Here is a 12,135-nt window from a genome sequence, read left to right as displayed (position 1 = left end):
ACGGTTACTCGCCAGAGACTGATGCATTGATTATTAGGGCTTTCTGTTTCAGCCATCGAGCATGCAATCTACCGGCCTGCTCGCATGACTGTCAAGCTGGCGGGCGCAGAAGCGGCTGATGGTTCGGTGCTACAGCAGGACCCGTTCAATGCCGCCCTGGTTGATGGTCTCGATGAATTTTTCCTCCCAGCCCTCGCCGACGCGATTGCGCATCATCTCAACGATGATGTAATCCGTTTCCAGACCGGTGTCTTCTTCGTAGCGAGACAGGCCCTGCTGACAGGCGGGGCAACTGGTCAGCAGCTTGACGGCGCCTTTTTCACTCTTGTCCTTGCCGGTCAGGTCCTGGATACCCTGTTGCAGTTCAGCCTGCTTGCGAAAGCGTACCTGGGTGGCAATGTCCGGGCGATTGACGGCAAAGGTGCCGGCCTCACCGCAACAGCGATCAGAGAGCTGCACCGCCTTGCCGAGTAACTCGCTGGCAACCTTGAGCGGGTTATGTGTCTTCATCGGGCTGTGACATGGGTCGTGATACAGGTACTGCGTATCATTGTCCGTATTCTCGAGGGTATTGCCCTTTTCCAGCAGGTACTCATGGATATCGAGTAGCCGGCAACCGGGAAAAATCCTCTCGAACTGGTACTGCAGGAGCTGGTCCATGCAGGTGCCGCAGGAGACGATCACGGTTTTGATGTCCAGGTAATTGAGGGTGTTGGCGATACGATGAAACAGAACCTGGTTATCGGTTGAAATCTTTTTACCCTTGTCAGTATCACCGCCGGATGTTTGCGGATAACCGCAGCACAGGTAACCGGGGGGCAACACCGTCTGCGCGCCGCTTTCATATAACATCGCAAGCGTCGCCAGGCTGATTTGACTGAACAGGCGTTCCGACCCACAGCCGGGGAAATAGAAGACGCTTTCCATATCTTCACTGCGTATGCCCGGGTTGCGCAGGATCGGCACGGTCTTGCTGTCTTCAAGCTGGAGTATCGCCCGCATGGTGCGTTTCGGCAGTTTCCCTGGTAACGGCTTGTCGGCGAGGTGGACGAGCTGTACGGCTACCGAGACGCGTTTATGCGTATGTGCCGGGCGCGCCGGCAGCTTGAAGGGATTGAATTTCTTCATCAGGCTGTGGGCCTGGCGTTGTGCGGCAAAGCCCCAGCGGATGAGTCCGTTGTATAACAGTTTCACCGTGGTCGGATCGGTGGCATTCAGGTAGGCCATTGACGCGCGTGTGCCGAGACTGCTGCGTTTTTTGCCATGCGCCATGAGAATGGCGCGCATGCGTATCGAGACATCACCAAAATCGATATCCACCGGGCAGGGCGGCGCGCACTTATGACACACGGTGCAGTGATCGGCAATATCATTCATTTCATCAAAGTGCCGTACTGAGAGGCCACGCCGGGTCTGCTCTTCGTAGAGAAAGGCCTCGATGATCAGGCCCGTGGCCAGGATCTTGTTGCGTGGCGAGTACAGGAGATTGGCTGCAGGGATGTGGGTATTGCAGACCGGCTTGCATTTACCGCAGCGCAGGCAGTCCTTGATCGCGTTGTTCAGGTCGCCGAGTTCGCTGGCCTCGAGGATGAGCGCCTCCTGCTGCAACAGCCGCAGTGACGGCGTATAGGCATTCTCCAGGCCGGAGCCGGCGACCAGCTTGCCACGGTTAAAGCGGTTATCCGGATCGATATCGTGCTTGTAGCTGGCAAACTCGTTAACCGCCGACTCACCGAGGAACTGGAACTTGGTGATGCCGATGCCATGCTCGCCGGAGACCACGCCACCAAGTTCGGTAGCAATGTTCATGATGCGTTCGACGACACGGTCTGCCTCGTGCAGCATCTCATAATCGTTCGAGTTGACCGGGATATTGGTATGCACGTTACCGTCGCCGGCATGCATGTGCGTGGCCACGAACAGGCGGCTGTTGCGTAACTCGGCATGAATACTGTCGAGTCTGTCACGTACCGCCAGCATGTCCTGGCCGGCATAGATTTCCTTCAGTGGCTGCTCGATGATGCGGCGGTAGGAAATGCGCAGGTCACGACGCTGCAGCAGGCGGAAAAGACTGTCGCCTGCCTGTACCTTGTCGCGCGTGGCCTCATCCAGTATCTCCAGGTGCTCACTTGCCGGGGCATCAAGGTTTTCCATGATGCCTTGCCAGCAGGACTTGATCTGTTGCAGGTGGGCGATAGCCGCCTGCTTCTTGGCTGCGAGGATAGCGGTGTTTTCCTCACTGCTGGCAAATTCGAGGGCCTGTCGGGTTTCACGCATTTCGCCGTGCAGGTAAGCGAGCACGGCATCGATCATCTTCAGCTTGTTACTTGTCGATAATTCGATATTGATGCGTTCGATGCTGTCGTTGTATTCAACCAGGCGGGGCAGCGGAATCACCACGTCTTCATTGATCTTGAAGGCATTGGTGTGCGCGGCGATGGCGGCGGTGCGGGCGCGGTCCAGCCAGAAGCGTTTGCGGGCCTCGGCACTGACGGCGACAAAACCTTCGGCATTGCGGGCATTCGCCATGCGCACGACTTGCGAGGCGGCCGCGGCTACCTGGTCCTCATTATCCCCGGCGATATCGACGAGTAATACCATCTTCGGCAGATCGGCGCGCGGTGCCTTGGTGCTGTACTTGACGGCACGCACGTAGCGTTCATCCAGGTGCTCCATGCCGGTCAGGGTGATGCCGTCCTGCTTGTCGAGGTAGTCCTTGGTCTCGACAATCGCGGGTACCGCGCGTTGCAGATCCGGATCAAAAAACTCAAGACATACAGTCCGAATATGGGCCGGCATCTTGTGGAGGATGAAACGCGCCGAGGTGATCAGGCCATCACAGCCTTCTTTCTGGATACCCGGCAGGCCGTTGAGTGTTTTGTTGGTGACATCCTTGCCCAGCCCGCGCAAGCGGAAGACACTGCCGGGGATTTCCATCAGGCGGGCCTCACCCTTGTGCGTCTTGCCATTGGCTTCGTAGCGCTGGACACGGAAACGGACGGTTTCCTGTTCGTGAATCTTGCCGAGATTGTGGTCGAGCCGCTCCACCTCCAGCCAGTCGGCATCGGGTGTGATCATGCGCCACGAGACGAGATTGTCGAGCGTTGTACCCCAGGCCACCGCTTTCTTGCCACCGGCATTCATGGCGATGTTGCCGCCGATGGTCGAGGCATCCTGCGAGGTCGGGTCAACCGCGAACACATAGCCATGGCTCTCGGCACGTTCACTGACCTGGCGGGTGACCACACCACACTCGGTGCGCACGGTCGCGACCTTGTCGGCAACGCCATCGAGCTGCAGCATTTCCACCTGGCCGAGGGCCTCCAGCTTTTCGGTATTGATGACGACGGCATCAGCGGTCAGGGGCACGGCACCGCCGGTATAGCCGGTGCCACCGCCGCGGGGAATGATACTCAGGCCAAGATCGATACAGGCCTGGACCACGCCCTGGAGTTCCTGCTCGGTATCCGGGTTGATGACCACCACGGGCAGTTCGACGCGCCAGTCACTGGCATCGGTCACATGCGAGACTCGCGCCATCCCGGTGAAGTCAATATTATCGCGGCGCGTGATGCGACCGAGCTTCTTGCGGATGCGCTGACGCGTGGCCCTTTGTTCAGCAAACCAGGCCTCAAATTGACTCACCGCCTGGCGGGTTTTGTCGGCCAGTTGCAGGGCCAGTGCATTGTCCTCGGCACGGGCCACAACTTGATCGAGACGATGGTGCAGGGCATGGCTCAGGGACTCGCGGCGCTTCGGCGTTTCCAGCAGGTCATCCTGAATAAAGGGGTTGCGGGTAATCACCCACATATCGCCGAGGATCTCGAACAGCATTCGCGCCGAGCGGCCGGTGACGCGCTCTGCACGGAGGGTTTCCAGTACCTGCCACATATCCTCACCGAGAAAACGAATCACGATTTCCCGATCAGAGAAAGAGGTGTAGTTATAGGGGATTTCGCGGATTCGGGCTGTCTGGGTCATGGTGGTGCGCGGTTGGCCTGGGTTGGTGACAAAGCGTATGGAAACAGGATTTTAGCACGGTTAGCGCGTGACGGCCTACTGGCGATGCCCGCGCACAGCAAGCTCGGACACAAACGGCGGGGGCAGACTGGTTTTATGTTCGCTTGTTATGTTGCGGGCATCCGGCAAGCCGAAGGCTTATTCATAATCTTCATTGAGTGCGCGCAAGAAGGCCGCGAGTGGTTTGATGTCGCTGGCTGTCAGGCTGACGGCCTCGATATCCGCGGAGCTGTTGCGCAGTTTCCCTGCGCGAGCAAGATGGGCTACTTGTACATAATGGGCGAGGACATCTTCAAGTGTATCCTTGCTGCCATCATGCATATACGGCGCATTATGGCCGAGGTCACGGAGCAGGGGTGTCTTGAAGGCAGCAATGCTTTTCGCCATGGCCATATTGGGTTCGCAGGCACTGGCGCACAAACGCTTTCGTAATACGTTTTGGTGCATCAACGAGGTGGCCGGGTTGCCGAGGATATTCCAGATGCCCAGATCGGTATAGCCGGGCCTGTCTTTGGCTGCGATATCCCGATAGTGCTGATCAGGATCAACCGTCCCGGGTATGGCAAGTTGCATAAATGCACCCTGTCCATGCAGTGCATCATAAGCCGTCTGGCTGACACCCGTATTATGAAAATTATAATCACTAAAAGTCGGCGGCGTATGGCAGCTGACGCAGTTGCCTTTGCCAAAGAAAATCCGCATACCGGCCAGTTCCTGCCCGGCAAAGCGGAATGCCTGCTCGTGTAATGCAAGCTTGCCGTCCTTGCCGCCGACATACGCCACTGCAGCAAGTGATTGCATGGCCTTATGCAAGCGTTGCGCATAGGCCTTATCGGATTCACCCTGTTGCGGGCGACGCGGCAGTTGGTTTTTTGCCAGGAAGGCATCGTAGGCTGAGCCGTTATAATGGCCCTGTTCATCACGGCTGAAGTCCAGTGCGCTGATGTAAACGGTGACGAGCTCGGCAACAGCATCGAGGATTTCGGTGTCACTGGCCTCGCTTACATCAAGACGATATTGCGCCGGCAACACGCTGTCGCCTACCCGGCCTCCCAGCGCATTCGTATAACTGCCGCCGAATTCCCTGGCCAGCGCGCCTTTGCCGTCATCGCCGCGAATGACAGCGGCAATGTGCTGCTCGGCCTGTTTTTCTTCACCGGCTAGCCAGCCCATGTTTCGGCCGGTGAAGGTGGCCCGAACCAGGTCCTGAAGTGTCGGGAACTCCCCATCGTGATGGAAGACCGTGTCTTTTTGCCGATTGATGCCTACCAGTGACTGGGAATTTCTGACTGCAGTGGCTTGCCTGTCTTCACGAGCAGGGACGGGGCTGCGGCGGGCAAAATCGGCATAGGTTCGCATACCCGCCATGGCTGTGTCCTTGTGCTCATCAACCATGTGGCAGGCACGGCAGCTCATGTTGGTGCCCTTGAAAGGGCCGGGCCGCATACCCTGCAAGGTCGCGGTCTTGTCGAGTACCGGATCCGCCTGGGCGGGGTTGTTCATGTAGCTCTGTGCGAAGCGCGTTTCCAGAAACAGGCGCTCGCCGAGTATTTCCTCCGCGGGGACGATCTCGTCTTCTGCCTGCAGGTGGCTGGCAATCAAGCCGAGGCCAAGTGAAGCGATGAGTATGTAGCTGTAATTCATGATTAAAATACCTGTGGAGGAGTAATAACATAAACCCTTTCTGCCCTGACCTTCCCTCAGAGAATACGAATGATAATGATTATCATTACATAAATCAACGGATTTATAGATAATATTAGGTATCCGGAGCGGTTCGCCGACATATTAGGATAAGGGGTCGGAGTCGCGCGAGTGTGATGGTTCGCTGGAACAACGAGCCACGACGTTGGCAACCAGGTCAAGAGGTAAGGGGTCGGAGGTAAGGGGTCGGAGTCGCACGAGTGTGATGGTTCGCTGGAACAACGAGCTACGACGCTGGCAACCAGGTCAAGAGTACCTGTAGGCAGCGACTCCGACCCCGGTGGATTGGAGGTAAGGGGTCGGAGTCGCGCGAGTGTGATGGTTCGCTGGAACAACGAGCTACGACGTTGGCAACCAGGTCAAGAGTACCTGTAGACGGCGACTCCGACCCCGGTGGATTGGACGGCGACTCCGACCCCGCTGGTGATGCCGTTAACAAACTAACGGGTTAATCAGCAGGATCGTGATTGCGCCCGGGGAAACATGGCTATGCAGCCGCCACACATTCTTTTAGGATCAGCGGATGACTGATCTCTTTACGGTTACCGCCCCGCTGGTCGTACACTATCCAGACAATACCTTACGTCTCATGACAGAGGTTTTTCCGCATCCGGACGGTATTCTGTGTTTTGAGCCTTACTGGTTCGAAACCGGTCCGGCCGCGGCACATGTAATAACAGGCAGGTTACAGGGCGAGGGACCCTGGAAAGTCGGGCGGACGGTTATCAGGTTACTGAGTTGCAGTGACACAGACCTTGCCATGCAGTGGAATGCATGGCAGCAATACCTGGCCGCACCGCAGGCTGCATCGGCACCGTATCATGAGGTTGAAGCGATCAAGGTCTTTGCACGTAAACTGGGTGCGGATATTTAAGGTTCGGCGCGGCCGGGATCAGCACTCAGTCGTTAAGTTGCTTGATGACCGCCTCAGCCAGGTCTTTTTGTTGCGCGTTGGATAACGGGTTGTCGTTATCATCGGTAATATAAAACAGGTCTTCGGCGCGCAGCCCAAAGGTCGTGATACGTGCCGTATGCAGGCGAATATTGTTGCGTTGCAGAACTTCACCGACTGCCGCCAGCAGGCCCGGGCGGTCAGCGGTAATAACTTCCATCACGGTATGCATGTTGCGCGTGTCGGTATCGAAATTGACCTGCGTTTCCACATCAAAGTGTTTGTGCTGGCGGGGCAGTCTGCGGGTTACCTCGAAGCCGCCGATTATGTCGCGAGTCAAGGCGTCACGCAGGGTCTGGTATATCTCCTCGGTTCGCCTGCCCGGGGTAATGCGGGTGCCATCCTGTTCCAGAACGATATAGGAATCAAAAGAATGGTTTTTACTGGAACGGATAATCCGCGCATCAACAATACTCAGTCCCAGCTGGTCAAGCACCGAGGTGATGGCGGCAAACAGGCCTTTGCGGGTTATGGTGTAAATAAAGATTTCACTGCCACCATAATCAATAGCATCATGAATAAGAATCAGCGGCAGGTTATGGCTGTCCTCATGAAGGATAGCCAGTGCGTGGTTGACGATTTCATTAACCGAATAGCGCAGAAAATAATCATCACTGAGTTCATCCCAGAGGGCATTTAGCTCAGCAGCATCCACAGCATCCTTGATGCGGGCCAGCGCCTGTTGTCGAATATCCCTGGCGACTTCCTCATCATCGATACTGGCAAGGCGTTTGCGCAAGGCCTTGCGGGTATTGTCATATAACTCCCGTAACAGGCTGCCTTTCCAGCTGTTCCAGACATCCGGGCTGGTCGCCCGCATATCAGCGACAGTCAGCAAATACAGATAATCCAGGCGGTCGCGGTTACCAACGGTGTCGGCAAAACGGTTAATGATCTCCGGGTCACTGATATCTTCGCGTTGCGAAACGCGTGACATGAGAAGGTGCTGGTTTACCAGCCAGGCCACAATATTGGTGTCGTATTCGCTGAGGCCATGCTGATGGCAAAAGTCTATGGCATCCCTGGCGCCGAGTTCGGAATGGTCGCCGCCGCGGCCCTTGGCGATGTCATGGAAGAGGCCGGCAATGTAGAGCAGTTCCGGCTTGGGTATGCGCCGAATTATCTCGCTGCAATGCGGGAGTTCATGGCTGAATTCAGGTACGGTCATGCGCCGCAGGTTACGCACGACAAACAGGGTATGCTCATCCACGGTATAGACGTGGAACAGATCGTATTGCATCTGCCCGATGATTCTCGCAAACACCGGCAGGTAGGCACCGAGGATGCCGTACTTGTGCATGCGACGGAGTTCGTGGGTCACACCTTGCGGCTGGCGTATGATTTCCATGAACAGGCTGCGACAACGCAGGTCGTTGCGGAAGTCGTCATCGATTAAATAATGATGGGCGCGGATGAGGCGGATGGTTTCCGCACGTACGCCCTTGAGTTCGGGGTGCTGCTCGAGTAACAGGAAAATCTCGAGCAGGGCAAACGGGTAGCGTTTGAAAACATTCTCATTGACTACCTCGATAAAGCCCTTGCGTGACTGAAAGCGTTTGTTGATGACTGTCGGTTCGCCCGGCTCATCGGCATACAGAATCGCTTCCTGGAACAGCTGCAGCAGCATTTCGTTCAGTCGGCTGAGTTCGGAAACGCTGCGGTAGTATTGTTTCATGAACTTTTCGACACCGAGCTGGTGCTTTTCATCTGTGAAGCCGAATTGTTCGGCGATTTCGCGCTGATAGTCGAAGAGCAGCCTGTCTTCGCGACGATTGGTCAGAAAGTGCAGGGCAAAACGGATCCGCCAGAGGAACTCCTGATGGTGGGTGAGAAGCTGATACTCTTCTTCGGTCAGAAAATCGTGCCTGATGAGGTCGCGCAGGGTCTCGGCGCCGAAGTGTCGCTTGGCCACCCAGCCGATCATCTGGATGTCACGCAGGCCGCCCGGACCTTCCTTTATATTGGGCTCCAGATTATAGGCGGTGTCATTAAAGCGGTTATGGCGAGCTATCTGTTCTTGCCACTTGGCGGCAAAGAAATCACGGCTCGGCCAGATGTGTTCCGCGTCTACTGCGGTGCGCATGTGGTCGAAGAGTTCTTGCGAGCCGGATAAAAGCCGGGCCTCCATGAGATTGGTGGCGACCGTGATATCAGCTTCTGCCTGTTCAATACAGTCACGGAGAGAACGCACACTCTGACCGACATCGAGGCCAATGTCCCAGAGCAGGGTCAGAAATGCCGTGAGCCGTTCTCGCCAGGGCACGTCGTCATCGCCTGGCAATAACAACATGATGTCGATATCCGAGCCGGGGTGCAGCTCCGCGCGGCCATAACCGCCGACGGCAACGAGGGCCGGGACATCATCGGTTTGCTGCTGCGTGACAAGGTTCTGCCAGGCATGCTTTAGCACGCTATCAATAGAGTCGGCACGTAGCCGGGTCAGGCTGGCCGCATCCAGACCCTGCTCGAACTGCCGTCGTTGTTGCTGACGAGCCTCCTCAAGGACTTCCTTATAGAGCCGGATACGGCCGGCGCTATCTGCTGTCGTCGCAAGGGCATCGATATGCTCGGAAGTTATGTGGAGTTCTGGCATGTAGTGCTGTCAGATATCGTCTTCAGGCCGACGGGTCAGCACATCGAAACCGTCATCGGTTACCAGCAGGGTATGCTCCCACTGCGCCGAGAGGCTGCGATCGCGGGTGACGACAGTCCAGTCATCCGGCAATAGTTTGACTTCACGCTTACCGATGTTAATCATCGGTTCAATGGTGAAGGTCATGCCTGTTTCTAGCGCCAGTCCCGTGCCCGGGGTGCCGTAGTGCAGCACCTGTGGGTCTTCGTGAAATTCGGCGCCAATCCCGTGTCCGCAATATTCACGCACCACTGAACAGTTATTGGCTTCGGCGTGTTGCTGAATGGCGTGACCAATATCACCGAGCTGGATGCCGGGTTTGACCATTTCGATACCGATTCGCATGCACTCATGGCTGATGCGCATAATGCGTTCGGCACCGATACTGACCTTGCCGACGCCGAACATCTTGCTGGTATCACCGTGATAGCCATCCTTGATTACGGTGATGTCGATATTCACGATATCACCGTTTTTCAGCTTCTTGTCTCCGGGAATGCCGTGACAGACCTGGTGGTTCACCGAGGTGCAGATGGACTTCGGAAAGCCGTGATAATTCAGCGGGGCGGGAATGGCCTGTTGTTCGTTGACGATGTAATCATGGCAAATCCGGTCGAGCTCGCCGGTGGTGATGCCAGGGACGACGTGCGGACGGATCATATGGAGTACATCGGCTGCCAGGCGACCGGCAATACGCATCTTTTCGATTTCTTCGGGGGTCTTGATAGTTACACTCATAAATTTTGCCAGGTTGCGGATTTCATCATGATTAGGTCGAATCTGGTCGATTTTACACCAGTTCGACCTTATTTTGTGCCTTATCAGACCAATCCAATTGTCGTGGGTGGTCGATTATGGTATAAATCGCGCGCCTGAATGGCAAATCGACGTTCACCTCAGGGTCTCGGCCCGGGTGGATAAAACTAAACCGCACACGTTTCGACACATTTGTCCGGGTGCCCGGGTCCTTCTCCTTATAATATAGAAGGGTATCGGGTTGGCAGATGGGAGACGTGGAGGCGCAACCCTAAACTGGAGAAATCACATGGCTAATGTTTCCATGCGCGACATGCTGGAGGCCGGTGTCCACTTTGGTCACCAAACCCGTTTCTGGAATCCTCAAATGGCTCCGTACATCTTCGGAGACCGTAACAAGATTCACATCATCAACCTTGAAAAGACCCTGCCGCTGTTTAACGACGCGCTGAACTACCTGGGGCGTATGGCATCAAGCCGCGGTCGTATCCTGTTTGTCGGCACCAAGCGTGCGGCATCCAAAATCGTCCGCGAACAGGCAGAGCGTTGTGGCATGCCTTATGTCAACCACCGCTGGCTGGGTGGCATGCTTACCAACTACAAGACCGTGCGCCAGTCTATCAAGCGCTTGAAAGATCTCGAGCAAATGCAGGAAGACGGCAGCATGCAACGCCTGACCAAGAAAGAAGCCCTGACGCTGTCGCGTGAACTGGACAAGCTCGATCGCAGTCTTGGCGGTATCAAGAACATGGGCGGCCTGCCTGATGCGCTGTTCATCATTGATGTTGGTTATGAAAATATCGCTGTTAGCGAAGCCCGCAAGCTTGGCATTCCGGTTATCGGTGTGGTTGATACCAATAACTCACCTGAAGGTATTGATTATGTTGTCCCCGGTAACGATGACGCGATCCGTGCTATTACCCTTTACACCAGCTGTATAGCCGATGCCATTATGGATGGCCGTGGTGCCGTTGCCCAGACCGAAGGTCCTGCCAACGAGTTTGTGGAAATTGATGAAGGCGCTGAAGCAGCCAAGAAGAAAGTAACTAAGAAGGCTGCCACCAAGAAAGCTGCGACCAAGAAAACCGCAAAGAAGGCTGCCAGCAAGAAGGCCGCCACCAAGAAGACTGCGAAGAAGGCTGCTACCAAGGCCGACGACGCGTCTGAAGCGTAAAGGAGTAACTGACAATGGCAATTACTGCAGCACTTGTTAAGGAACTGCGCGAACGTACTGGCGCAGGCATGATGGAATGTAAGAAGGCACTGGTTGAAACCGATGGCGATATCGATGTCGCCATCGAGGCAATGCGCAAATCAGGCGCCGCCAAGGCCGACAAAAAGGCGGGCCGCGTCGCTGCTGATGGCAAGGTCGAAATCGCTATCAGTGACGATGGTGCAACGCTCGCCATGGTTGAAATCAACAGTGAAACCGACTTTGTCGCCAAGGATGAAAACTTCCTTGCTTTCACCTCGGCCGTCGCTGCTGCAGCGCTGGCGGGTGAAGCAGCGGATGCTGAAGCCTTGTCTGGCATGAAGATCGCCAGCGGCGAGACGGTTGATGAAGCACGTAAGAACCTGATCGCCAAGATTGGCGAGAATATCAGTGTGCGTCGCTGCATTATCATCAAGCGTCAGGGTGATCACCTGGGTGTATATACCCATGGTGCGCGCATCGGCGTGGTGGTTGACCTGCAGGGTGGCAGTGAAGAGCTGGCCAGGGACATCGCCATGCACATTGCGGCGAGCAAGCCGGTTTGTGTTGCCCAGGCTGATGTACCTGCCGAGCTGGTTGAAAAGGAAAAGGAAATCTTCACTGCACAGGCCGCGGAAAGTGGCAAGCCAGCCGAGATTATCGAGAAGATGGTCAGCGGTCGTATCGCCAAGTTCCTCAACGAACAGGCCCTCTACGGTCAGCCTTTCGTCAAGGACCCTGACCAGACCGTCGAAAAACTGGTGAAGGCCAACAACGCCAGTGTCCTGAGCTTCGCACGGCTTGAAGTAGGTGAAGGTATCGAGAAGAAAGTCGAAAACTTTGCCGACGAAGTCATGGCACAGGTCAAGGGCGAGTAAG

The 12,135-nt window shown here is 55.9% G+C and carries 7 protein-coding genes; 3 read left to right on the top strand and 4 right to left on the bottom strand.

Annotated elements, in window-relative coordinates; all coding sequences use genetic code 11:
- Window positions 1-129 precede the first annotated feature (129 nt).
- A complete protein-coding gene (locus RQ738_RS00260; protein ID WP_314161346.1) occupies window positions 130-3,981 on the bottom strand; it encodes an FAD/FMN-binding oxidoreductase in 3,852 nt (1,283 codons plus the stop codon).
- Between the two features lie 177 nt (window positions 3,982-4,158).
- Window positions 4,159-5,664: a hypothetical protein gene (locus RQ738_RS00255; RefSeq protein ID WP_314161344.1), complete on the bottom strand. Its 1,506-nt coding sequence runs from the start codon at window positions 5,662-5,664 to the stop codon at window positions 4,159-4,161.
- Window positions 5,665-6,247: 583 nt separating this feature from the next.
- On the opposite strand from RQ738_RS00255, the gene RQ738_RS00250 reads away from it, so the two are divergent.
- Window positions 6,248-6,598 carry a hypothetical protein gene (locus tag RQ738_RS00250; protein ID WP_314161342.1) on the top strand — a complete coding sequence of 117 codons (351 nt, stop codon included), beginning with the start codon at window positions 6,248-6,250 and terminating at the stop codon, window positions 6,596-6,598.
- Window positions 6,599-6,623: 25 nt separating this feature from the next.
- Here RQ738_RS00250 and glnD read toward each other — a convergent pair whose 3' ends face one another.
- On the bottom strand, window positions 6,624-9,269 hold the full coding sequence (gene glnD, locus RQ738_RS00245; protein WP_314161340.1) for a [protein-PII] uridylyltransferase: 2,646 nt from the start codon (window positions 9,267-9,269) through the stop codon (window positions 6,624-6,626).
- Between the two features lie 9 nt (window positions 9,270-9,278).
- Window positions 9,279-10,067, bottom strand: coding sequence for a type I methionyl aminopeptidase (map, locus tag RQ738_RS00240; protein ID WP_314161384.1), 789 nt, complete (start codon window positions 10,065-10,067; stop codon window positions 9,279-9,281).
- A 286-nt stretch (window positions 10,068-10,353) separates the two neighbouring features.
- Here map and rpsB point away from each other — a divergent pair, with 286 nt between their 5' ends.
- Window positions 10,354-11,238 (top strand): 30S ribosomal protein S2, encoded by an 885-nt coding sequence (rpsB, locus tag RQ738_RS00235; RefSeq protein WP_314161338.1) that lies wholly within the window; start codon window positions 10,354-10,356, stop codon window positions 11,236-11,238.
- A 14-nt stretch (window positions 11,239-11,252) separates the two neighbouring features.
- On the top strand, window positions 11,253-12,134 hold the full coding sequence (gene tsf / locus RQ738_RS00230) for a translation elongation factor Ts (RefSeq protein ID WP_314161335.1): 882 nt from the start codon (window positions 11,253-11,255) through the stop codon (window positions 12,132-12,134).
- Window position 12,135 lies beyond the last annotated feature (1 nt).

Origin of the sequence: Sulfuriflexus sp., from assembly GCF_032250955.1 — a bacterium.
Classification (GTDB): domain Bacteria; phylum Pseudomonadota; class Gammaproteobacteria; order AKS1; family AKS1; genus Sulfuriflexus.
Note: the sequence above shows the minus strand (reverse complement) of the source record. Positions and strands in the feature narration are given on the sequence as shown.

Bases quoted from the DNA above. Each gene is read 5' to 3' on its own strand.
- RQ738_RS00260 (WP_314161346.1), bottom strand. From the start codon at position 3,981: ATGACCCAGACAGCCCGAATCCGCGAAATCCCCTATAACTACACCTCT.
- RQ738_RS00255 (WP_314161344.1), bottom strand. From the start codon at position 5,664: ATGAATTACAGCTACATACTCATCGCTTCACTTGGCCTCGGCTTGATT.
- RQ738_RS00250 (WP_314161342.1), top strand. From the start codon at position 6,248: ATGACTGATCTCTTTACGGTTACCGCCCCGCTGGTCGTACACTATCCA.
- glnD (WP_314161340.1), bottom strand. From the start codon at position 9,269: ATGCCAGAACTCCACATAACTTCCGAGCATATCGATGCCCTTGCGACG.
- rpsB (WP_314161338.1), top strand. From the start codon at position 10,354: ATGGCTAATGTTTCCATGCGCGACATGCTGGAGGCCGGTGTCCACTTT.
- tsf (WP_314161335.1), top strand. From the start codon at position 11,253: ATGGCAATTACTGCAGCACTTGTTAAGGAACTGCGCGAACGTACTGGC.